Raw genomic sequence first — 21,540 nt, forward strand, 5'->3', positions numbered from 1 at the left:
CGCTCATGGGCTGGGTTCGGCGGGGGAGGTGTGTGCGGGGCGTCTGTAGGCGACCGTCAGGTTGCCCAGAGCGTCGGCTGCGAGCTCGGCATCGACCTCGAAGACCTCGGCGAGCCGCTCAGGGGTGAGTACGGACTCGGGGGTGCCGGAGGTGACCAACTGCCCGTGCTGCATCAGCAGCAGCCGGTCGCAGTACCGGGCTGCCAGTGACAGGTCGTGCAGCGCCACCAGGACCGTTTGGTCGGTGCCGGCGAGCAGCTCCATCAGTTCCAACTGGTGTTTGACGTCGAGGTGGTTGGTGGGTTCGTCGAGCAGCAGGCAGTACGGCTGCTGGGCCAGCGCGCGGGCGATGTGGGCGCGTTGCCGCTCGCCGCCCGACAGGGCCCGCCAGGAACGGCCGGCGAGCGCCCTGAGTCCCACGCGGTCCAAGGCGGCGGCGACGACGGCCCGGTCGGCGGCATCAGCGCCGCGCCAGCGGTCCCGGAAGGGGGTGCGTCCCAGGCCCACGACGTCGACCACGCGGAGATCGCTGTCGGGGCCCGAGTCCTGCTCGACGAAGGCGACGTGCCGGGCGATGCGGCGGGCGTCCCACCCGCGTACGGACTGGCCGTCGTACGCAACGGTGCCCGCGTCCGGGGTGCGCAGGCCGGCCAGGCAGCGCAACAGGGACGACTTCCCCGACCCGTTGGGTCCGAGGAGCCCGACGGTCTCGCCGGGGGCTATGTCCAGCGTGACCTCGTGGACTAGACGGCTGCCCGCCACCGACCAGCTCAGCCGTTCGGCGGTGATCCTCACAGCTCCCCCCTCCTGCGCAGCACGACGAGGAAGAGCGGTACACCGAGCAGGGCTGTGATCACGCCCACCGGCACCTCGCGCGGTGCGAAGGCGACGCGCGCCAGTGCGTCCGTCCACACCAGGAAGACCGCGCCCGCGAGCGCCGCGTGGGGGAGCAGCAGCCGGTGCAGCGGGCCGATCAGGAACCGCACCCCGTGGGGCACGATCAGTCCGACGAACCCGATGGCGCCCACGGTCGCGACGGCCACCGAGGTCAGCACGGCGGTCACCACGAGCAGCACCAGCCGGGTGCGCCGTACGCCGATGCCGAGGGACGCGGCGGTGTCGGCGCCGAAGGCGAGCCCGTCGAGGGCGTGCGAGCAGCTCCAGGCCACTGCCAGCCCGAGCGGCGTGACGATCGCGGCGACCACGACGGCGTCCCAGCGGGCCGGGGCCATCGAGCCCAGCAACCAGTGGGTGACCGCGCGCGTGGTGTCGGCGTCCGCCGAGGCCATGAGGACCAATGAGGTCAGTGCCGTGAAGAGCTGGCCCACGACCACACCGGTCAGCACGATCCGGTGCGAGTCCAACCCGGTCCGGTGCAGCAGCAGCATCAGCAGTCCGAAGGAGAGCAGTGCACCGGTCAGTGCGCCACCGGTGATGCCGAGCGTGCCCGCCCCGATGCCGAGGACGACGACGGTCACGGCGCCGGTGGAGGCGCCCGAGGAGACGCCGAGGAGGTAGGGGTCGGCGAGTGCGTTGCGGGTGAGGGCTTGGAGCACGGTGCCGCACACGGCGAGCGACGCGCCGACCAGGGCCGCCATCAGTACGCGCGGGACCCGCAGGTCCCAGACGAGCGAGTCCACGAGCGGCGGCAACGGCTGTATGGCCAGGCCGAGTCGGGCGCCGAGCACCCTGGAGAGGTCGGCCCACCCCACGTGCGTCGTGCCGATCCGTACGGATGCGGCCACCGAGGCGGCCAGCACGCTCGCCGAAAGGAGGAGCAGGCCCGCCCGGGCGGGTCCTGACCGGCCGGGCGCGAGCGGTGGCGGAGACTCCGCAGCCGTCGCGTCCGTCTTCGCGTCCGTCGTCTCGGCCGTCACGGTCAGCATCGCCGACCGGCGCGCCGCCGGGTGCAGCAGATCCACGGGCCCCGTACGGGCGGTCGGGTCAGCGGTCATACCCGAGGTCCTTCATTCCCGCCGCCAGTAGGTCCAGCGCGTGCACGGAGCGTACGGACGGGTCCAGTTCGATTCCCGGGACTTCGATGATCTTGTTGCTGCGTACGGCGGCCAGTTGGGAGATCACCGGGTGTCCGGCCATCGCCGCGCGCTTCTCGGCGGCGCTGTCACCCGGCCGGCCCCGCTCGGAAAGGTCGCCGATGACGATGACGTCGGGGTTGCGCTCGGCTACTTCCTCCCAGGAAACCTCCGGCCAGTCCTCGCTTAGGTCGTCGAAGGCGTTCTGCGCCCCGATGATCCGGCTCATCTCACTGGGCAGACCGGTCTTGCCTGCGACGTAGGGCATGCCGTTGAAGACGGAGTAGAGGTAGACGACGGTCGGCCGGTCCTTGACCTTCGAGCCGTGCTCCCGGGCCCGCGCGAGCGCCGTGCGCTGCTCGGCGGCGAGCCTTCCGGCGCGTGCCTCGACGCCGAAGACCGTGCCCAGGTTCTCGTAGTCGGCGAAGAGCAGGTCGAAGGGGCCCTTGCCGGCCTCGTTCTGCTGCGGGCAGTCGACGGCACTCACGAAGGTGGGGACCTTGAGGGCGCCCAGCTCCTCTCGGGTGCCCGCCCGGTCCTTGGTGTAGAGGTCGGCGGATCCGGCGACGACGAAGTCAGGCGTGGCGGCGCGCAGTTGCTCGCTGGTGACGATCTTCGGGGCGAGGACGGGGATCTTGGCGTAGGCGGCCCCGTACTGTGGGGGGATCTTCGTCTTCACGTTGGCCGTTCCGGCCATGCGGTCCTGGAGTCCGAGTTCCAACAGGATCTCGGTCGACGTCTGGTCCAGGGCCACGGCGCGCTCGGGCGGGTCCTCGAAGGACAACTGTCGGCCGCAACTGGTGACGGACCTCGCGCTGTTAGCGGTCGATGCAGCGGACTGGTCGGCCGAAGTGGATCCGTTGGTGCTCGTCGAGCAGCCCGCGGTCGCGAGGGCGACGGCGAGGGCTATGCCGAAGCGGGCGGGATGACGCATGGGTTCTCCGGTCTGAAAGGGCGTGGGTGTTGTCGTGCACCGGGCAGGAGTGCCGCGTTCGAAGGGTACTGTAATGGTTGTCGTTTTCATTAACGACTTCCGGGGTGCAGTTCACCGAGCCGCACGCCCGCGCGCACGCCGACGAGTTCCGTGCCAACAGCCCTGGCGGCGATGGTCGTTCGACCCCCGAGCGGGCCGACCGCGCCGACCCCTGAACAAAGGAGCACCACCCCGTGGCGACTTCATCCGCGCCCACCGTGACCGATACGGTTCCGCCCCCGAAGCGTTCCGTCCTGCGGGACCTCGCCTTTCTGCGCCTGTGGTCTGGAACCACCGCCTCCGGGCTCGCCACCTGGGCGCTGCCCTTCGTCCTCGGCCTGGCCGTGCTGCACCGGGAGCTCAGCCCGGCCGGCCTCGGCCTGGTCCTCGCCGCCCGGACCGCCGGGTTCCTCGCCTCCGTCACGGTGGGCGGGGTACTCGCCGACCGTCACTCCCGCCGGGCGGTCGTCCTCTGGGCGGCGCTGGCCGCCGCGGTCGCCGCCCCGCTGCTCGCCGCCGGACTGGGGCGGTCCGTACCGCTGATGACCTTGGCCGCCGTCCTGGCGGGAGCCGGCCAAGGCGCCTGCCGACCCGCCTTCCAGGCACTCACCGCCGAGACCGTCGCCCCGGACCGCAGGCAGCAGGCCAATGCCGCCATGACTCTGGCGGTCCGCAGCTCCACCCTGGCCGGCCCCGCCCTGGCCGCACTGCTCGCCGCCCACCTCGACATCCGGACGCTACTGCTGGGCATCGGCCTGCTCTGGCTCGTCGCCGCCCTCGTGCCGGGCCGGGGCGCCGAGGCCGCCTCCGCCAGCGAACCGGCCCCGCGGGCTTCCTTGCGCGCGGAATTCGTGGACGGCATACGCGAGGCCCGGCGCCATCCGTGGTTCCTCGCGGGCCTCGGCGCGCTGACGGCGGTCATCGCGCTGGGCTACTCCGCGACCAGCGTCGCCCTGCCCCTGGTCAGCCGCGACCGCTACGGCACGGAATGGGTGCTGGCCGCCGCCATGACCGCGTACACCGTCGGTGCGCTCGCCGGAGCCCTGGTCATCGCCCGCTGGCGGCCCCGCGCGCAGGGCTGGGCCGCGTTCGCAGGTCTTGCTTCCTACGGCTTCGCGCCCCTCGGCCTCGCACTGCCCGTGCACCCCGCCGTGGTGATCGTCGCGTACGCCGTCGCCGGCATCGGGATCGAGCTGTTCAACGTGCCGTGGTTCACCGCGGCGCAACGAGAGGTCGCACCGGACAAGCTGGCGCGCGTCTCCTCGCTGGACTTCCTGGTCTCCTACGGCTTGGCCCCAGTCGGCCTTGCCCTCATCGCGCCGGCGATCGACGTCTTCGGGATCACACCCGTACTCGCGGTGTGCGCCGCCGCTTGTTTCCTCGTCCCGGCTGCCGCGGCGCTGGTGCCCACGGCGCGCCACTTCGCCCGTACACCTGCCGCGACCGCCTGAACACTCTGCACCGCCCGGCCCCGGCCGTCATGGCCGGGGCCGGGCGGTGACGTCGGCGTAACGGGGGTCAGGTGCGGTCGGTCAGGGCCGCCAGTGCGGCGTCCAGTCGCCGGCCGGCTTCTTCGGCGATCGGTTGCAGTGCGGGCAGACCGGTGAGGGTGACCATGGTGTCCGGATCGAGGGCCTGGACCAGGGTCTCGCTGCCCTCGGCGCGGACCACGACGTTGCAGGGCAGGAGGAGGCCGATGGTGCGGTCGGTGTCCAGTGCCCGGTGGGCGAGCTGCGGGTTGCAGGCCCCGAGGATGACGTAGTCCTCCATGTCGTGACCGAGCTTGGCCTTCAGCGTGTGGGTGACGTCGATCTCGGTGAGGATCCCGAAGCCTTGTGCGGCCAGGGCCTCGCGGACAGCGGCGACGGTGGTGGTGAAGTCGCTGGTGAGGCGGACAGTGCGGTCGTAGCGCATGGGGCGTCCCTTTCGTGCGTGATGCGGCGTGGCCCGCGGATAGGGGCTGGCCATGGGGCTTCCGTGGTTCCTGTTACGCCGGAAAATACCCCCTGGGGTACCCATGCTACGCTCGTATGTATACCCCAGGGGGTAATTTTCCGAGACGGAGCGACAGCGTGTTCTTCATCGACACCCTTGCAGTGGAAGGGCTCGGCAACCGCAGTTACCTGGCGGGTGGCGCACACACCGCAGTGGTGGTGGATCCGCCCCGCGACATCGACCAGGTGCTCGCCGTGGCGGCTCGGCGGGGGGTGCGGATCTCCCACGTCGTGGAGACCCACATCCACAACGACTACGTCACCGGCGGCCTGCACCTGGCCCGCGTCACCGGCGCCGCCTACCTGGTACCGGCCGCCGCCCGGGTGGCCTTCGCCCGCACCCCCGTCTACGACGGCGACACCGTCACGGTGGACGAGGGGATCACGTTGCGCGCCCTGGCCACCCCCGGCCACACGCCGCACCACACCTCCTACGTCCTCGAAGAGCACGACACGGTGGTCGCGGCGTTCACCGGAGGGTCCCTGCTGATCGGTACGGTCGGACGCCCCGACCTCGTCGAGCCGAGGCTGACCGAGGAACTGGCCCGCGCCCAGCACGCCTCCGCGCACCGACTGGCCGCCGAGCTGCCCGACGAAACGGAGGTGTTGCCCACCCACGGCTTCGGCAGCTTCTGTTCCTCCGCCCAGGCCGACGGCGACGCCACCACCATCGGCAAGGAGAAGGCGGGCAATGACGCCCTCGTCCAAGACGTCGACACCTTCGTCGCGTCCCTGCTCGCCGGACTGGAGGACGTGCCTGCCTACTACGCCCACATGGGACCGACCAACGCCGCGGGACCGACGCCGATCGACCTCACCCCACCCGCCGTGGCGGACTCCGCCGACATCGCGGCCCGCCTGGCCGCCGGGGAATGGGTGGTGGACCTGCGCAACCGCATCGCGTTCGCGGCGGGTCACGTGGCCGGATCCTTCAACTTCGAGGCAGACGGCAAGATCGCCACTTACCTCGCCTGGATGATCCCCTGGGGCAAGCCCGTCACGCTCCTGGCCGAGTCGCCCGAGCAGCTGGCGAAGGCGCAGCGCGAACTGGCCCGCGTGGGCATCGACCGCCCGGCCGCCGCCGCCACCGGCGACCCCGCCGCGTGGATACCGGCCGGTGGCGAACTGCGTGGCTTCCCGCGGGCCACGTTCGCCGATCTCGCAGCCCAGGACCCGTACGAGCACCGGATCGTGCTGGACGTCCGGCGGGACTCCGAGCGCGCCGAAGGCTGGATCAAGGGCTCGGTGCACATCCCGATCCACCTGCTGCACAAACGTCTGGCCGCGGTTCCGGCCGGAGCGGTGTGGGTGCACTGCGCCGGCGGGATGCGCGCAGGGATCGCCGCGTCCCTCCTGGACGCGGCGGGCCGGGAGGTGGTCGCCGTCGACGACTCCTTCGAAGCCGCCCGCAGCGTGGGGCTCGAGCTGGTGACCGACTCCGCCTCCCACTCCGGCTCCGGCAACTGACGTCTCGCCCAGTCCGCTTCCACTTCCACTTCCGCTTCCGATCGCAGAAGGATCCGATGATGTTCCTCTTCCGTAGCGCCAACGACCGCGTCACCCCCGCCCAGGCCCACCGCCGCACCCTCGACGAGGGCGCCGTCCTGCTCGACGTGCGTGAGCGCGCCGAGTGGAAGGCCGGACATGCGCCCGGCGCCGTTCACGCCCCGCTCTCCGCGCTGATGGCCGGCGGGGAACTGCCCCCTGCCGCACGGAACCGGCCACTGGTGGTGATCTGTCGCTCCGGTCACCGCTCGCAGCAGGCCACGAAGATCCTGACGGGGCGCGGGGCGGAGGCCGTCGACGTCAAGGGCGGCATGCACGCCTGGTCGGCAGCCGGCTTGCCGGTCGTCGACGAGCGCGGCAGCAGCGGTTCGATAGCGTGACCGCCCTCATCCTTGCCCTGGTCGCCGGGGCGGTCATCGGCCTGGCCCTCGGGGCCCTGGGTGGCGGCGGCAGCGTACTCGCCGTCCCCGCCCTGATCTACCTGCTCGGCTTCACCCCCGCCGCGGCCACCACGGCATCCCTGATCATCGTCACTGCGACCTCCGCCGCCGCCCTCTCCACCCACGCCACGTCCGGCAATGTCCGCTGGAAGACGGGCGCCCTCTTCGCCGCGGCCGGCATCCTGCCCGCGGTGGTGACGGCCACCCTCGCCGTACGGGTGCCCGAACCGGTGCTGACGGCCGCGTTCGCAGCCGTCGCGGGCCTCGCCGCCCTGCGCATGCTGAAGACCTCCGCGCCCGACGAGGAGCCCCGTACGGTCCGGCCCGCGCGAGCCGCCGGAGCCGGCGCAGGCCTGGGCGCGATCACCGGTTTCCTGGGCGTGGGCGGCGGATTCCTCGCCGTGCCCGCCCTCGTGGGTGTGGTGGGCCTACGGATGCGGCCGGCGGTCGGTACGAGCCTGCTGGTCATCACCGTCAACTCGCTCGCGGCTCTCGCCGTCCGTACGAGCAGCGCCGCACCTCTGGACTGGGCGGTCATCGCGCCCTTCACCGGAGCCGCGATCCTCGGCGCCTGGGACGGCAAACGCCTCGCCGCCAAGATCGCCGGACCTACCCTGCAGCGGATCTTCGCCGTCGTGTTGCTGGCCGTGGCGGCCTTCATGCTCGTCGACGCGATCCGCTGACACCGCAGCCGCCCCCCACCACACGGCGGCACCACGGCACGTCCCGCGCCCGCTCCAGGGCGTCGCCACACCGAGGAGGACCACCCGTCATGGCCACCCCCCACGCCCTCAGCTCCGAACAGGCGCACAGCCGCCTGCACCAACTGACCGTCCTCGACGTCCGCACCCCCGGTGAATACGCCACGGGCCACCTCCCCGGAGCCCTCAACATCCCCCTCGACCAGATCCCGCGCGCGCTCTCCGACATTCGCCAGGCCGCCGAGCGGGGCGACATCCTCGTTGTCTGCGCCTCCGGCGCCCGCTCCGAAAACGCCTGCAAGGCCCTCGCCCAACACGGCATCGCCACCGCCACCCTCGCCGGCGGCACCAGCGCCTGGGCGGCCGACAGCCGCGAACTCCACCACCCCCACAGCAGCCCCCGCACCACCTGGAGCATGGAACGGCAGGTGCGCCTCACCGCGGGCACCGTCGTCATGGCCGGCCTCGGCCTCGGCCTGATCCACCCCGCCTTCCAGCTCGTCTCCGCCGCCATCGCAGGCGGCCTGGTCTTTTCCGCCCTCACCAACACCTGCGGTATGGCAGCCATCCTGGCCAAGCTCCCCCACAACCGCCCTCACGCCGGCGATCTCGAAGCCACCCTCGCCGCCCTCCGCGACCGCTGACGGCGGGTTTGTATACCCCCTGGGGTACGATAGAGGGACGGCACGCCATCAGGAGGCACTCGGTGAAGGTCGACGAAACAGCAGTCAGTTCGGTCCTCAACCGGCTGCGCCGGGCTCAGGGGCAACTCGCGGGCGTCATCGCCATGATCGAAGCCGGTCGTGACTGCAAGGACGTCGTCACGCAGCTCGCCGCCGTCTCCAAGGCGCTCGACCGCGCCGGATTCAAGATCGTCGCAAGCGGAATGCGCCAGTGCATGAACAACGCGGACGAGACCCAGGCCCCGATGACCGAGGAAGAACTGGAGAAGCTCTTCCTCACCCTTGCCTGACACCCGCACGGAAGACGGCCCGATCTGCTTTCGCAGGTCGGGCCGTCCCGCTGTTCCTGCCCGGCGGTGTTCAGCGGGCGACGGCAGCGCGACGGTGTCCGTGGAAATCCGCTCCGTGTCGAACGACCGGCGCCTTAGGGTGGCCCGGTGACGACTCGAATGATCATTCTCAACGGTGGTTCCAGCTCCGGGAAGTCCGGGATCGTGCGGTGCCTCCAGGCCGTACTGCCCGATCCGTGGTTGGCGTTCGGGGTCGATTCGCTCATCGACGCGATGCCCGCGCGGATACAGACCTCGGACGAGGGGATCGAGTTCGCCACGGACGGCGGGGTGAGCGTCGGGGCGGACTTCCGGGCGCTGGAGGCGGCCTGGATGGAAGGCGTCGTGGCGATGGCCCGTGCAGGCGCGAAGGTGATCGTCGATGACGTCTTCCTCGGTGGAGCGGCCTCCCAGCGGCGGTGGCAGAAGGCCCTCGGTGAACTGGCCGTGCTGTGGGTCGGCGTCAGATGTGAGGGTGCGGTCGCTGCAGCCCGTGAGGTCGCCCGGGGCGATCGGATCCAGGGCATGGCCGGCAAGCAGGCCCGTGTGGTCCACGAGGGCGTGACGTACGACCTGGAGGTGGATACCACGCACACCGAGTCCCTGGACTGCGCGCGAACCATCGCCGCCCACACCAGCTGATCGACGGTCGCAGTCGTCGGCGTGATGTCAGGACGGCAGACAACCCCGGCCGCAAGGGCGAGGCTGGAGGCTCTCCACCCTCGCACTGCACCGCCCGCCAGGAGTGGTGCGGCGGCGCTGGAAGGAACCGGCCATGAACCAGCCATTACCGAGCCTGCTCGCGGTGTTCGCCCACCCGGACGACGAGTCCCTGTCCTGTGGCGGTGTTCTCGCCCGCCACGCAGCCGAGGGCGCCCGGACCGAGGTGGTCACGGCCACCTGGGCCGCGGACACCGTACGCGGCGCAGAACTGGCCGCCGCGCTGCGGATCCTCGGCGCCGGCGCGCCACGGATGCTCGGCTACGCCGATGCCCGCGCATCGCACTCGGCCCCGGGCAGAGCGCGGTGGTGCGATGTCCCGCTCGATGACGCGGTGCGGGCGGTGGTCACACACATCCGCCGGTTCCGACCGCAGGTCGTTGTCACCCATGACGCGTACGGAGGGCTGACCGGCCACCCGGACCACCTGCACACCCACCGGGTCACTGCCCTCGCCGTCCGAGCGGCCGGCCTCGACGAGTTCCATCCCGATGCCGGCGAGCCCTGGCAGCCCGGCGCGCTGTACCTGGCCACTCACCCGCACTCGTCGATCCGGGTCATGAGCCGATACGTGGGTCCGAGGAAGGCCAGGTACGGCGTTCCCGACGCGCAGGTCACCGCGACCGTCGACGTCAGCCGCTGGCTCGACCAGAAGGTCGCCGCTGTCCTGGCACACCGCACCGAGGTGGCGCGGGGCGCCGCGCCATCCGTGGTCGCAGGACTGTCGGCCGCTGACCGGCACCAGATGCTGGCCACCGAGTGGTACGTCCGCCGCGACCTGCTCGGTACGCCGGGTGGCCGAACGGAACTGACGGCCTGAGCCACATGACGAGGGGCGGGGCGGGGGCGGTCACGGTCGGCCCCGCCCGGCGGGGGAGCTCGGGCGGGGCCGTCGGCTTCTCCGCGGGGGTGGGGAGATGTGCCGCCGTCCGCACAGCATCACATGAGTTTCGGCCAAACAACAGAGCCTTGGCCGAAACTTGTTAGGGCATCACGCCCCGGACCAACCGGTGTTGCAGATCTTGTTGAACGAACGGTCAGCAGCCTGCGTCCACGCGGTCCAGTAGGTGTCCGAGTGCTGCTGGCTCCTGTTCGGGGTGGGCGGCGTGGAACAGCTCGTCCGGGCCGCAGCACGGCCCACCCCGGTGCCGTCGCTGTAGCCCTGCCGCCGGCGCCCCCTTCGCCGTACGGCGAAGGGGGCGCCGGCGGTTTCCGGTATCAGTTGTTGGAACCGACCGTGTTGTCGTGGCCTGCGTTGAACACGTCGTCGCCCGCGAACTGGAGCCAGTCGCCGAAGACGATCGTGTAGGAGTTTTCAGGCTGAGAGATGACGTTCACGTCGGCGCTGGCAGCGGACGCACCACCGAGGACGATGACGCCGGCAGCGAGGACGGTGACGAGAGAACGTACAGATCGCACGGATCCACCTTTTTCGAGCGGGCAAGGAACGTCCTCGAAAATAGAGGGGAGCCGCTCCCGTGTCGCGCCGCCCGACCGAGTACGGGCATTTCCCCAACCGAATGGCCGAGCCTGCCGCATTCGCGTACCGCTCGCGCAACCGCCGCAGGCGCGCGGCCTCCTGCGTTGACACACGCGGCTTTCGAATGCATGTAATGGGGCCGGTGCCGCGTGGCGCCGACCAAAGAGCAGTGGGCCGGTCGGCGACCGGGCGAGCACCCTTCCTTCAAGGGGTCCGCCATGAGCTCATGCTCCGCACCCTGTATCTGACGTAGCGCAACCGCACGTCGCTTCTCGCTCTGCACCTTCCTTCGCAATGGCCGTGTGCCCGCCGCCGTGCCGTGCCCGGTGGCTTGCGCGCCGCGCCCGGGGCGCAGACCGCGCGTACCCGTACGAGACCGCGCCCGGCCAAAGCCCGTGCGGTACCTGCGTCCTGCGTGCACACCGCCATCAGCCATGACCGCAGCCACTACTGCGGACTCATCGCATCAACCGGAGACACAAGACCTACATGCCCACGTCATTCAATCAATCCGTCATCGATGAATTCCGTGCCAACGGCGGGAACCCCGTCGTCACGGTGGAGGTCGCAACCGAGTGCTTCCAGGCCCTCGCGGTCCCCGCCGAGGGGGCCCTTCGCCGGGCCCTGTTCGAGCACGTCGTGCAGATGGCTCCCGGGTACGGCGACTACCAGTCCCGGACCACCCGGCTCCTGCCGGTCGTCGTCCTGGAGCGCGCCGAGCCGGACGGCTGGGAGGGTGAGGTCCCGTGGCCGCCGGCTGCCCCTGCGCACACGGCCCGGGCCGGCGCAGAAGACAACCCCTGACAGGGGTGCGTGCGGCGGTGGCGGCCCGCTTTCCGCGGGCCGTCATCGCCGCACGCCACCCTGACAGGCCAGTGGCCAAGCAGTGATGCGGTCCGAATCGGACCGGCACTACCTTTTGGTCGACGGCCAACCAGCGACGCCGTTTCCCCGTCCTAGGGAACAGGGGACCGTCCGCGTGCAAGGGGAAGACGTGACTGTACTGGTGTTGCTCGGCGTGCTCGCCCTCGTCATCGGCGGCTGTGCATGTGTGGTCTGGGCTGCGCGAGGCGGACCCCGGTGGGCCCGGGGCGCGGCGGTGGCGACGCTCACCGCGGGCGAGCTGTTGCGTCGGTTCGAGAAGAACCGTCACCGGAACGCGAACCAGAGCAACAACGGCGTTGACCCGTGAGGCGGGCGGACCGCTGCTGGCGCCGTCTCAGTTGTCGAACCGGACGGTGAGTCGGACGCGGAACGGCCAGGGCGCCGGGTCATCCGCTCGATGCGGTGCGTCCTGGGTGCGGCGGTACTCGTGGCTCCGGGCGTCCGCCTGCTCCGCCGGCTCCGATCAGTCGACCTCCTTGATCTCCGCCCAGCTGATCCAGGTGGGGCTGTACCCGTCGCCGCTCCATTGCGTGAACTCCGCGCGCACGGCAGGGGAAGCGTCCTCGGCCAGCCCCCTGCCCTAGGCCAGCGGTCGGAATCCGGCGAAGTGCCCCGGTGCACGTGCAGTGGCGAGGGGGGCGGGTGGGACGGGGGCGGGCTCGGACACCAACTCGACCGGTTACAGGTGACTTTGACGCACTGTCCTATCATCGGATCGATTCCCGCCGCCCGTGCCACTGCCGGCTCGGCGGGGAAGCGATTCTTGACGAGAGGGCGAAGAGCACTTGCGATTGACAGGCAAGCACCGGATATCCATCGTTGCCGCGGCGGTCGCGGCGGCGATCGTGGGAAGTCTGCAGCTCCCCTCCAGCGCGTTCGGTACCGAAGACGCCGGGGATGCCGGAAACACCGTGACGGAGGCCGCGGACTCCCTGACGGTGCCTCCGACCGCGGAGGCGCCCGACGTCCACGCCGAGGACTCCGCGACCTACAGCAGCGACAACACGGCCTTCAAGGGTGGCGTCATGTCGCTCGGGGCGGATGCGATACGGCCCGCGGCGAGGTCGGTCGCAGCCGCAGCCCCCGCCCCCGTACCGCCGCAGGGCGAGGGATGGAAGCTGAGCGGCGCGACCCAGTGGTTGCAGACCGGCTACACGATCAAGTTCTATGACCAGAAGTCCGCGGACTGGCTGGCTCCGTATGTGCAGGCATCCGCCGCGGACCTGCGGCGGATCACGAACCTGCCGGTCACCGTCGATACGAGGCCGGTCGGCTGGGACTACATCAGGCCCAAGGGCGAAGTGGTCATCGGGGTCCTGCACCGCCCGTGCCTTCCGCCGGCCGAGGGCGGCAGCATGGGCAGTACGGGATGGAAGGTGGTCCGCGACGGTTCGGGCAGCGCCAACCTCAGCTGCGGCTTCACCAATTCTTCCGTGGCCGCCACCGTGACCAGCGGACACGCCTACATCGACGACGAGTTCTTCACCTCGGCCGGCAAGCCGACGGCCGCCATGGGCGAGACGTACATGCGCAACCACATCAGCCACGAGCTCGGCCACACGCTGGGCCTGGCGCACGCCAATCGCAGCTTGAACAAGAGCGACTGCGTCAAGGGGACCGACTCCGGCCAGTTCCCCGTCATGTGCTCACCCGCCTACGCCTACCAGGACAAGCGTGCGGGCACGTACGTGCAGCAGTTCGACCTACAGGGACTGCGCCACCTCGCGGCCGGCGCCGGCGCGGCGCTGTCCCCGCAGGGCAGGGTGAGCGGACTCGGTGCCAAGTGCCTGGACGTCAGGGGCGGGAAGTCTGCCAACGGTACGCAGATCCAGCTCTACGCGTGCAACGGGTCCGCAGCACAGTCGTGGATCCTGGGCAAGGACGGTACGTTCCGTGCGTTCGGCAAGTGCCTGGACAACGCGCGCAACGCGAGCACCAACGGAAACAAGATCAGCCTCTACGACTGCAACGGCTCCGCGGCGCAGCGCTGGTCCGTCAACGCCAAGGGCCAGATCGTCCACGTGGCGTCGGGCAAGGTCCTCGACGTGACCGGCGGCTCGACCGCCAACGGCACCGTGGTCCAGCTCTACACGGCCAACACGAACAAGCGTCAGGTCTGGGTCACGCCCAAGTAACCCTGACCGCTTCCGTGCGCCGTACCCGGGCGGTACGGCGCACGGACCGGGTGCTCCGCGCGCGGGAACGTGTCGCGCTCAGGCCTGGCTCTTGGCGTCGATCTCGGCGACGAGGCCCTCGATGAGGCCCTTGATCTCGTCGCGGATGGGACGGACGGCCTCGACGCCCTGGCCGGCCGGGTCCTCCAGCTGCCAGTCCAGGTACGTCTTGCCCGGGAAGTAGGGGCAGGCGTCGCCGCAGCCCATGGTGATGATGTAGTCGGATGCCTGTGCGGCCTCGGGGGTGAGGACCTTCGGCTTCTGGTCGGAGATGTCGATGCCGAGTTCGGCCATGGCTGCGACGGCGGAGGGGTTGATCCGGTCTCCGGGGACGGAGCCGGCGGAGCGCACCTCGACGCGGTCGCCGGCGAGGTGGCGAAGGAACCCGGCCGCCATCTGCGAACGGCCCGCGTTGTGGATGCAGACGAAGAGGACTGAGGCGGCTGGGGGTACCTTCAGGCCGCCGGGCTGGGGGAGAGCGGAGGGGGGCATCTGTTCTTCCTCGGGTTCGAGTCGATCGCAGTGGAGCGCCGTCGTCCAGGGGTGAGCTGCGCGACCGGCCCGCAGCAGCGAGGGGCCTGGTCGAGGCGGTCTCGTCCAAGGAGCCGATCAGATCAGCTCGGAGTGGTATCAGCCCTGGGTGATGTGACAGTATCAGTCCATGATGACGTCAGTCGACACTGATCTGATCCGGGTGCTGGCCGACCCGCTCAGGCTCCGGATCGTGACCCTCCTCGCCGAGGAGACGCTCTGCACCACCCACCTCGTGGAGGAGACAGGTGCAAAGCAGACGAACCTCTCCAACCACCTGAAGGTGCTGCGCGAGGCCGGGGTCGTGGAGACGGAACCCTGCGGACGGTTCACCTACTACCGGCTGCGCCCGGACACCATCGAAGCCCTCGCCGGTCAGTTCGCCGCACTCGCCCGGACCGCACGTGCCACCTCCGGTGCGAACCGCAAGCGGTCCTGCCCGTAGCCTTCGAGGCCTTGTCTGCCCTGCCGCACTTGCCCGAGGAGAACCTGCCTTGACCGCCACCGAGCCCGTCGGCGCCCCGACCGTCGCCACCCCGCCCGCCGCGGAGGTCGTCATAACCGCCGACGCGCCCCGGCCCGCACCCGGCGCCACCCCGCCCCGCACGCCGCTGGTCGCCCGTGCCGCCGCCGAGCTCGTCGGCACCGCCGCACTGGTGGCGATCGTCGTCGGGTCCGGCATCCAGGCCACGGAACTCACCGACGACGTCGCGCTCCAACTGCTGGCCAACTCCACGGCCACGGTCTTCGGCCTCGGCGTCCTGATCGCCCTCCTCGGTCCGGTCTCCGGTGCCCACTTCAACCCGGCCGTCACCCTGGCCGAATGGTGGACCGCCCGCCGCGCCGGCGTCGGGGGCGCCGGGGTGACCGCCCGCGAGCTGGCCGTCTACGTTCCCTCGCAGATCGCCGGGGCGGTCGCGGGTGCCGTCCTGGCCGACGCGATGTTCGGCGAGCCGCTGGTCAAGTGGTCCACCCACGACCGCTCCGCCGGAAACCTCCTGCTGGGTGAAGTCGTGGCCACCGCCGGTCTGATCCTGCTGATTTTCGGCCTGGCGCGTACCGACCGCCTCCGCTTCGCTCCCGTGGCCGTCGCCTCGTACATCGGTGCCGCGTACTGGTTCACCTCCTCCACCTCCTTCGCCAACCCGGCCGTCACCATCGGCCGCGCCTTCACCGACACCTTCGCGGGCATCGCCCCGGCCTCCGTGCCCGGCTTCATCGGCGTGCAGCTCGTCGGCGCCGTGGTGGGCCTGGCGTTGGTGGCCGTCGTCTTCATGCGGGGGAAGGCGGACGGCGGAGCGCCCGCGGCCTGAGGCTGCGTGCCGGGGCGCCGCCCGACCCGGTGGGCTCCACCCGCCCGTCCGTGCCCGCGCTCGCCCGGCTCCGGCTCCGGCCAGCCGATAGGCCCGGCCGGGTCCGGGGTCAACTGATCCGGGGGCTGCGGCGCTCCAGCAGGACCACGTCGCGCCACACGCCGCGGTGGCGGCCGACGCGCTCACGGGTGCCGACGACCCGGAAGCCGGCCCGCTGGTGGAGAGCGAGGCTGGCACGGTTCTCGGGGAAGATACCGGACTGGATCGTCCAGATCCCCGCGGCTTCCGTCGAGCCGATCAGTGCCGTGAGGAGCTGGGTGGCGACCCCGCGCCCGCGGGCGGCGGGGTGGACGTAGACGGAGTGCTCGACCACCCCCGCATACACGCACCGGTCCGAGACCGCGCTCGCCGCCACCCAGCCCAGGACCTTGCCGTCCTTGTCGACGGCGGCGAATCGGTGCTCCGGCAGCTTGTCCGCTGCGAAGACCTCCCACGCCGGGGCGACGGTCTCGAAGGTGGCGTTGCCCTCGTCGATGCCGGTCCGGTAGATCGCCAGGACCTCGTCCGCGTGCGCCTCGGTCAGCGGTGTGATCGTGATGCTCATGATGCGGAGGCCGCTCGGGTCAGGAGCTGTCCCATGACGGCGAGCACCGACGGCTCGACCCGGTAGTACACCCAGGTGCCGCGCCGTTCGGAGGACAACAGTCCCGCCTCCCGCAGCTTCTTCAGGTGGTGGGAGACGGTCGGCTGGGACACGCCCACGTCGGAAATGTCGCATACGCACGCCTCGCCGCCCTCGTGCGAGGCGACCAGCGAGAACAGGCGCAGGCGCACCGGATCGCCCAGCGCCTTGAACATGGCGGCACTCCGCTCGGCCTCCTCAGCCGTCAAGGGGCGCTCCGACAGGGGCGGGCAGCACGGCGCCGCGGCCTCCGGCTCCAGCAGCGGCAACACCTTCGTGGTCATGACCCCATTCTGCGGGGAACTTCGATGGATGTCTATGTTGACGAACGTCGATGTCTGGTGCCACTGTGGAAGCGCCAAGACATTGATGGACGTCGAATCAGCCGGGAGCCCGTTGTGAACGCATCCACCCAAGACCTGCCCGTCGTCGTGATCGGCGCCGGACCGATCGGACTCGCTGCGGCTGCCCGGCTCATCGAGCGGGACGTCGAGCCGTTGGTGCTGGAGGCCGGACCGGCCGCCGCGTCCGCGGTGCGCGAGTGGGCGCACGTACGCCTCTTCTCCCCGTGGTCCGAGGTCGTCGACCCGGCAGCCGAGAAGCTCCTCGCCCCCACCGGCTGGACCGAGCCGGACGGCGCCTCCTACCCCTCCGGCGGCGACTGGGTCGAGCAGTACCTCCAGCCCCTGGCCGACGCCCTCGGCGCGCGCGTCCGCTACCACGCCACCGTCACCGGCGTCTCCCGGGCCGACCGCGACCGCATCGTCGACGCCGACCGCGAGGACCAGCCCTTCGTCGTGCACTTCACCGGCGCGGACGGCTCCGAGCAGCGCGTCCACGCCCGTGCCGTGATCGACGCTTCCGGTACCTGGACCATCCCCGGCCCGGCCGGCGGCAGCGGACTGCCGGCCCTCGGCGAGAAGGCAGCGGCCGACCGGATCACCTACCGCATCCCCGACCTGAAGGACCCGGCCGTCCGTGCCCGGTACGCCGGCAAGCGCACCGCCGTCATCGGCTCCGGCGCCTCCGCCTTCACGGCGCTGGCCCACCTCGCCGACCTCGCCAAGAGCGGAGGGGACGCCACCGCCACGCACGCCACCTGGATCCTGCGCCGCGGGATCAGCGGATCGACCTTCGGCGGTGGCGCGGCCGACGAGCTCCCCGCCCGCGGCGCCCTCGGCCTGGCGGCGAAGGCTGCCGTCGACGAGGGATACGCCGACGCGGTGACCGGCTTCCGTACCGACGCCGTCGAGAAGGCCGCCGACGGCCGCCTCGTCCTCGTCGGCGAGGACGGTCGCCGCCTGGACCCCGTCGACGAGGTCATCGTCCTCACCGGCCTGCGCCCCGACCTGTCCTTCATGTCCGAACTGCGCCTCGCACTGGACGCCCGCCTCCAGGCCCCCGTGGAGCTCGCACCACTGATCGACCCCAACCAGCATTCCTGCGGCACCGTCTATCCCCACGGTGAGCGCGAGCTCTCCCACCCCGAACAGGACGTCTACCTCGTCGGCATGAAGTCCTACGGTCGCGCCCCGACCTTCCTCGCCATGACCGGCTACGAGCAGGTCCGATCCATCGCAGCCCACCTCGCGGGCGACCACGAAGCCGCCGAGCGCGTCGAACTCACCCTGCCCGAGACCGGTGTCTGTGGTGGTGCGGGCCTCTTCGACCAGCCCGCCGCAGGGGACACCACCGGTGGAGGCTGCTGCGCCGCACCCACCACGCTGACCATCGGCGCACGCCCCGTCTCCGGCTGCTGACCCCTTTTCCGGACCGCCCCCGGCAAGGCGTGCGACGCCTTGCCGGGGGCGGTCGGCTGTACGCACCCCGCACGCCTCCTCGCGCGGCCGTGGTTCCCGGGTACGGTTCAAGGCCGGTTCGCGGTGAGCTTGCCGTCAGGGGTGAGGGTGAAGACGGTGTCGCCCGTGGCGCTGGCCCCACGTGCCGTATCGCCGTACGCGGTGAGCATGATCTCCTCGGCTTTGCCCATGTTGATTCGGGCTTCGGCGGCGCGGGACCAGGTGTTGACCCGGATGTGCGTCGACCAGCCGGCGAGCTGATCGTTCCTCCAGGGGCCCCAACTGCTTTCCGGCAGGAGGCCCGGCGCCTTCCCCTGGTAGAAGCACAGACCGGCGACAGCGAGCAGCGCGGCAGCCAGCAGGAACAGGACGGACACACGAAAGTGGCGGATCGTCAACGGCACGGCAGGTCTCCCGGGGGTGCGGACAGAACGGGCGGGCCGTGGGCCTGCCTGCCCGGTTGCGACGACCACGCCCCAGCCGGGGGCCGCCGCACGAACGCTGTCCGTGCGGCGGCCGGTCCTCAACGCTGCCGTCGGCGAGCTAGACGGCCATCGGCGCCGGTCCGTTCCGACCGGCCACGTCCCGTCGAGACCGAACCGGACGGAACGCCGGGGGCGCGGTGGCACGAGCAGCGCGAGCGGGCCGCCACGTCTCGGGTTGCAGGGAGGGCCCGGGGATGACCGGATGACGGGGCGAAGCCGTCACACGCAGGGCTGTACCTCGTCACTCATTGGGGTGAGGACCGCGCCGCAGAACCGAAGGATGCCCCTACGTTTCTGGTCCAGGCCCCAGAGAAAGGCAGGTCATGACCGTACTGAAGAAGACCCTCCGTTCCGCGATGGCGGCTGCCGTTCTGGCCGCGGGACTGGTGCTGAGCACCGGGACCCCGGCGAACGCCGCCACCTGTCCCTCCTCCGCGTCACCCAAGATCGACGGGGCGCAGGCCCACTGGACGCTGTCCTGCACCGGCGGGAAGTACAAGAAGCTGAAGGTCTACGGCTGGGTGGAGGACACCCGTTACGACGGCAAGTGCGCCTACGTCAACATCAGGACCCGCGAAGGATCACTGGCCGAGCGCCGTGCGTGCGACCGGGGCACTCGAAAGAACTTCGACCTGACCTTCTACGACGAATTCGCGGCGACCGTGACCCTGCGCATCGGCTGACCGGCCAAAGGGCCCTGGTCAGGCCAGCTCGAAGCGCCACGGGACACCCGCTGAGAGCCGGCCGTCAGCCGTTGGCGGCGATCTCGTCGCGGATCAGATAGCGGTGCTGTTCGTACAGCATGCGGGCGTTGTCGGTGGGGATCGCGCCCGTGTCCAGGCCGCAGGCGCAGGTTACCGTCGTCTCTCCCGTGGGCACGCGCACGGGCCAGGGCCGAGTCTGCCCCTCCTCCTGGACGACGGCCGTGCTGTGATTCTCGAACCGGAGGTTGTGGCGGACTGCGCGCCGTGCATCGCTCATGCACCCATCATCGCGCGGCCCACCGATAACCGCGTCAGCGACAGCAGTTGCCAGGCGTGTCCCGGCAACGGGGCAGGGCCGGCCGGACGCCGCTGGCGCCCGAGCCGGCCCCGCCCGGTGGTGCATCCGCTCGGGGGGCGAGCCGTCCGCTCGCCCCCCGAAGCCGGTCAGTCCGTGCCGAACTCCATCGCGGCACGGTCCAGCATCTCGTCGTCACCCGAGACCTCGCCGCGGGAGGCGATCGCCTCGGCGCCGCCCTCCTGCAAGGTGCCGATCAGCCCGGTCGCAGCCGCCTGGGCGGCACCGATGGCGGGATGCGCTGTGCCGAGCAGGCCGAGCCCGGCGTACTGCTCCAACTTGGCGCGCGAGTCGGCGATGTCGAGGTTGCGCATGGTGAGCTGGCCGATCCGGTCCACCGGGCCGAACGCCGAGTCCTCGGTGCGCTCCATGGACAGCTTGTCCGGGTGGTAGCTGAACGCCGGGCCCGTGGTGTCGAGGATCGAGTAGTCCTCACCGCGCCGCAGCCGCAGCGTCACCTCGCCGGTGACGGCCGTGCCGACCCAGCGCTGCAGGGACTCGCGCACCATCAGCGCCTGCGGGTCCAGCCAGCGGCCCTCGTACATCAGCCGGCCGAGGCGCCTTCCCTCGTTGTGGTACTGGGCGAGGGTGTCCTCGTTGTGGATCGCGTTGACCAGGCGCTCGTACGCCGCGTGCAGCAGGGCCATGCCGGGAGCCTCGTAGATGCCGCGGCTCTTGGCCTCGATGATCCGGTTCTCGATCTGGTCCGACATGCCCATGCCGTGCCGGCCACCGATGGCGTTCGCTTCCATCACCAGGTCGACGGGGGAGGCGAACTCGTTGCCGTTGATGGTGACTGGGCGGCCCTGGTCGAAGCCGATCGTCACGTCCTCGGTGGCGATCTCGACCGAGGGGTCCCAGAACCGCACGCCCATGATCGGCTGCACGGTCTCCACACCGGTGTCCAGGTGCTCCAGGGTCTTGGCCTCGTGGGTGGCGCCCCAGATGTTGGCGTCGGTGGAGTACGCCTTCTCCGTGCTGTCGCGGTAGGGCAGGTCGTGGGCGAGGAGCCACTCCGACATTTCCTTGCGACCGCCGAGCTCGGTCACGAAGTCCGCGTCCAGCCACGGCTTGTAGATCCGCAGGTGCGGGTTGGCGAGCAGGCCGTAGCGGTAGAACCGCTCGATGTCGTTGCCCTTGAAGGTCGAGCCGTCGCCCCAGATCTGTACGTCGTCCTCGAGCATCGCCCGGACCAAGAGGGTTCCCGTGACCGCCCGGCCGAGCGGCGTGGTGTTGAAGTAGGCCCGCCCGCCCGAGCGGATGTGGAAGGCCCCGCAGGTGAGTGCAGCCAGGCCCTCCTCCACCAGCGCCGTGCGGCAGTCGACCAGGCGCGCGATCTCGGCGCCGTAGGTCTTCGCGCGGCCGGGTACCGAAGCGATGTCGGGCTCGTCGTACTGGCCGATGTCGGCCGTGTAGGTGCAGGGGACGGCGCCCTTGTCGCGCATCCACGCGACCGCGACCGAGGTGTCGAGCCCGCCCGAGAAGGCGATGCCGACGCGCTCGCCGGCGGGAAGGGAGGTGAGGACCTTAGACATGGGAAAAGTATGCACGAGAATGCATGCCCATGCAAAGCGGGTCCACTCCAGCCGCACCGCGGCCCTGATCTGCATGCCCTGACCGCCTGACCGCCTGACCGCCTGATCGCAGGACGAGTCGCCCGTCCCCTTCTGTGTGGCGGGGGTGGGGTCAGGTGGTGGTGTAGGTGGCGAGGTGTTCGCCGGTGAGGGTGGCGCGGGAGGTGATGAGGTCGGCG

At 70.9% G+C, this 21,540-nt stretch carries 25 protein-coding genes and 1 pseudogene; 15 read left to right on the forward strand and 11 right to left on the reverse strand.

What is annotated here, in order from left to right; translation table 11 throughout:
- Positions 1–3: 3 nt before the first annotated feature.
- The 3 genes from ABZZ20_RS30325 to ABZZ20_RS30335 are packed head-to-tail and all read right to left on the reverse strand — an operon-like array spanning position 4 to position 2,967.
- Entirely contained in the window at positions 4–795 is a 792-nt protein-coding gene (locus ABZZ20_RS30325; protein ID WP_356875053.1) for an ABC transporter ATP-binding protein, read from the reverse strand.
- Positions 792–1,955, reverse strand: a complete 1,164-nt coding sequence (locus tag ABZZ20_RS30330) for an iron ABC transporter permease (RefSeq protein ID WP_356875055.1) — start codon at positions 1,953–1,955, stop codon at positions 792–794. Before ABZZ20_RS30330 ends, ABZZ20_RS30325 begins: the two co-directional genes overlap by 4 nt.
- Positions 1,945–2,967 (reverse strand): ABC transporter substrate-binding protein, encoded by a 1,023-nt coding sequence (locus tag ABZZ20_RS30335; protein WP_356875057.1) that lies wholly within the window; start codon positions 2,965–2,967, stop codon positions 1,945–1,947. The genes ABZZ20_RS30330 and ABZZ20_RS30335 overlap by 11 nt, the downstream gene beginning before the upstream one ends.
- A 233-nt stretch (positions 2,968–3,200) precedes the next feature.
- Here ABZZ20_RS30335 and ABZZ20_RS30340 point away from each other — a divergent pair, with 233 nt between their 5' ends.
- On the forward strand, positions 3,201–4,457 hold the full coding sequence (locus ABZZ20_RS30340) for an MFS transporter (RefSeq protein WP_356875059.1): 1,257 nt from the start codon (positions 3,201–3,203) through the stop codon (positions 4,455–4,457).
- A gap of 67 nt (positions 4,458–4,524) precedes the next feature.
- Here the strand turns inward: ABZZ20_RS30340 and ABZZ20_RS30345 are convergent, their stop codons facing one another.
- On the reverse strand, positions 4,525–4,920 hold the full coding sequence (locus tag ABZZ20_RS30345) for a DUF302 domain-containing protein (RefSeq protein ID WP_356875061.1): 396 nt from the start codon (positions 4,918–4,920) through the stop codon (positions 4,525–4,527).
- 158 nt (positions 4,921–5,078) lie between these two features.
- Between ABZZ20_RS30345 and ABZZ20_RS30350 the strand changes: the two genes are divergently transcribed.
- From ABZZ20_RS30350 to ABZZ20_RS30380, 7 genes are all read left to right on the forward strand, one after another.
- Positions 5,079–6,467: an MBL fold metallo-hydrolase gene (locus ABZZ20_RS30350; RefSeq protein WP_356875063.1), complete on the forward strand. Its 1,389-nt coding sequence runs from the start codon at positions 5,079–5,081 to the stop codon at positions 6,465–6,467.
- A 59-nt stretch (positions 6,468–6,526) separates the two neighbouring features.
- The gene (locus tag ABZZ20_RS30355) at positions 6,527–6,886 is read left to right on the forward strand and encodes a rhodanese-like domain-containing protein (RefSeq protein ID WP_356875107.1); all 360 of its coding nucleotides are present in this window, start codon (positions 6,527–6,529) and stop codon (positions 6,884–6,886) included.
- Positions 6,883–7,629 carry a sulfite exporter TauE/SafE family protein gene (locus ABZZ20_RS30360; protein ID WP_356875065.1) on the forward strand — a complete coding sequence of 249 codons (747 nt, stop codon included), beginning with the start codon at positions 6,883–6,885 and terminating at the stop codon, positions 7,627–7,629. Before ABZZ20_RS30355 ends, ABZZ20_RS30360 begins: the two co-directional genes overlap by 4 nt.
- An 89-nt stretch (positions 7,630–7,718) precedes the next feature.
- Positions 7,719–8,291, forward strand: a complete 573-nt coding sequence (locus tag ABZZ20_RS30365) for a rhodanese-like domain-containing protein (protein WP_356875067.1) — start codon at positions 7,719–7,721, stop codon at positions 8,289–8,291.
- A 62-nt stretch (positions 8,292–8,353) separates the two neighbouring features.
- On the forward strand, positions 8,354–8,620 hold the full coding sequence (locus ABZZ20_RS30370) for a metal-sensitive transcriptional regulator (RefSeq protein WP_356875069.1): 267 nt from the start codon (positions 8,354–8,356) through the stop codon (positions 8,618–8,620).
- Positions 8,621–8,767: 147 nt separating this feature from the next.
- Positions 8,768–9,301: a chloramphenicol phosphotransferase CPT gene (cpt, locus tag ABZZ20_RS30375; protein WP_356875071.1), complete on the forward strand. Its 534-nt coding sequence runs from the start codon at positions 8,768–8,770 to the stop codon at positions 9,299–9,301.
- 133 nt (positions 9,302–9,434) lie between these two features.
- Entirely contained in the window at positions 9,435–10,199 is a 765-nt protein-coding gene (locus ABZZ20_RS30380; RefSeq protein ID WP_356875073.1) for a PIG-L family deacetylase, read from the forward strand.
- Positions 10,200–10,597: 398 nt separating this feature from the next.
- On the opposite strand, the gene ABZZ20_RS30385 is transcribed toward ABZZ20_RS30380, so the two are convergent.
- The gene (locus tag ABZZ20_RS30385; RefSeq protein WP_356875075.1) at positions 10,598–10,798 is read right to left on the reverse strand and encodes a hypothetical protein; all 201 of its coding nucleotides are present in this window, start codon (positions 10,796–10,798) and stop codon (positions 10,598–10,600) included.
- 550 nt (positions 10,799–11,348) lie between these two features.
- Between ABZZ20_RS30385 and ABZZ20_RS30390 the strand changes: the two are divergent.
- The 3 genes and pseudogenes from ABZZ20_RS30390 to ABZZ20_RS30400 all read left to right on the forward strand — a co-directional run.
- Positions 11,349–11,597: pseudogene (locus ABZZ20_RS30390) on the forward strand (nitroreductase/quinone reductase family protein); the annotation flags it as partial.
- Between the two features lie 256 nt (positions 11,598–11,853).
- Positions 11,854–12,051 carry a hypothetical protein gene (locus ABZZ20_RS30395; RefSeq protein ID WP_356875077.1) on the forward strand — a complete coding sequence of 66 codons (198 nt, stop codon included), beginning with the start codon at positions 11,854–11,856 and terminating at the stop codon, positions 12,049–12,051.
- A gap of 484 nt (positions 12,052–12,535) precedes the next feature.
- Positions 12,536–13,879, forward strand: coding sequence for a ricin-type beta-trefoil lectin domain protein (locus ABZZ20_RS30400; RefSeq protein ID WP_356875079.1), 1,344 nt, complete (start codon positions 12,536–12,538; stop codon positions 13,877–13,879).
- Between the two features lie 78 nt (positions 13,880–13,957).
- Here ABZZ20_RS30400 and ABZZ20_RS30405 read toward each other — a convergent pair whose 3' ends face one another.
- Entirely contained in the window at positions 13,958–14,410 is a 453-nt protein-coding gene (locus ABZZ20_RS30405; protein WP_356875081.1) for an arsenate reductase ArsC, read from the reverse strand.
- Between the two features lie 169 nt (positions 14,411–14,579).
- Between ABZZ20_RS30405 and ABZZ20_RS30410 the strand changes: the two genes are divergently transcribed.
- Positions 14,580–14,894: a metalloregulator ArsR/SmtB family transcription factor gene (locus ABZZ20_RS30410; RefSeq protein ID WP_356875083.1), complete on the forward strand. Its 315-nt coding sequence runs from the start codon at positions 14,580–14,582 to the stop codon at positions 14,892–14,894.
- Between the two features lie 112 nt (positions 14,895–15,006).
- A complete protein-coding gene (locus tag ABZZ20_RS30415) occupies positions 15,007–15,762 on the forward strand; it encodes an aquaporin (RefSeq protein ID WP_356875109.1) in 756 nt (251 codons plus the stop codon).
- 109 nt (positions 15,763–15,871) lie between these two features.
- On the opposite strand, the gene ABZZ20_RS30420 is transcribed toward ABZZ20_RS30415, so the two are convergent.
- Both ABZZ20_RS30420 and ABZZ20_RS30425 read right to left on the reverse strand, forming a co-directional pair.
- Positions 15,872–16,366, reverse strand: coding sequence for an N-acetyltransferase family protein (locus ABZZ20_RS30420; RefSeq protein ID WP_356875085.1), 495 nt, complete (start codon positions 16,364–16,366; stop codon positions 15,872–15,874).
- Positions 16,363–16,728: a metalloregulator ArsR/SmtB family transcription factor gene (locus tag ABZZ20_RS30425; RefSeq protein WP_356875087.1), complete on the reverse strand. Its 366-nt coding sequence runs from the start codon at positions 16,726–16,728 to the stop codon at positions 16,363–16,365. The genes ABZZ20_RS30420 and ABZZ20_RS30425 overlap by 4 nt, the downstream gene beginning before the upstream one ends.
- Before the next feature lie 114 nt (positions 16,729–16,842).
- Here ABZZ20_RS30425 and ABZZ20_RS30430 point away from each other — a divergent pair, with 114 nt between their 5' ends.
- Entirely contained in the window at positions 16,843–18,204 is a 1,362-nt protein-coding gene (locus tag ABZZ20_RS30430; protein ID WP_356875089.1) for an NAD(P)-binding domain-containing protein, read from the forward strand.
- 107 nt (positions 18,205–18,311) lie between these two features.
- Here ABZZ20_RS30430 and ABZZ20_RS30435 read toward each other — a convergent pair whose 3' ends face one another.
- Positions 18,312–18,647: a hypothetical protein gene (locus ABZZ20_RS30435; RefSeq protein WP_356875091.1), complete on the reverse strand. Its 336-nt coding sequence runs from the start codon at positions 18,645–18,647 to the stop codon at positions 18,312–18,314.
- Between the two features lie 404 nt (positions 18,648–19,051).
- Between ABZZ20_RS30435 and ABZZ20_RS30440 the strand changes: the two genes are divergently transcribed.
- Positions 19,052–19,411: a hypothetical protein gene (locus tag ABZZ20_RS30440; RefSeq protein ID WP_356875093.1), complete on the forward strand. Its 360-nt coding sequence runs from the start codon at positions 19,052–19,054 to the stop codon at positions 19,409–19,411.
- A 64-nt stretch (positions 19,412–19,475) separates the two neighbouring features.
- Here ABZZ20_RS30440 and ABZZ20_RS30445 read toward each other — a convergent pair whose 3' ends face one another.
- Both ABZZ20_RS30445 and argG read right to left on the reverse strand, forming a co-directional pair.
- Positions 19,476–19,709, reverse strand: a complete 234-nt coding sequence (locus ABZZ20_RS30445; RefSeq protein ID WP_356875095.1) for a hypothetical protein — start codon at positions 19,707–19,709, stop codon at positions 19,476–19,478.
- A gap of 167 nt (positions 19,710–19,876) precedes the next feature.
- Positions 19,877–21,322, reverse strand: coding sequence for an argininosuccinate synthase (gene argG, locus ABZZ20_RS30450; RefSeq protein ID WP_356875097.1), 1,446 nt, complete (start codon positions 21,320–21,322; stop codon positions 19,877–19,879).
- Between the last annotated feature and the right edge of the window lie 218 nt (positions 21,323–21,540).

Source organism: Streptomyces sp. NPDC006430, assembly GCF_040612395.1.
GTDB lineage: Bacteria > Actinomycetota > Actinomycetes > Streptomycetales > Streptomycetaceae > Streptomyces.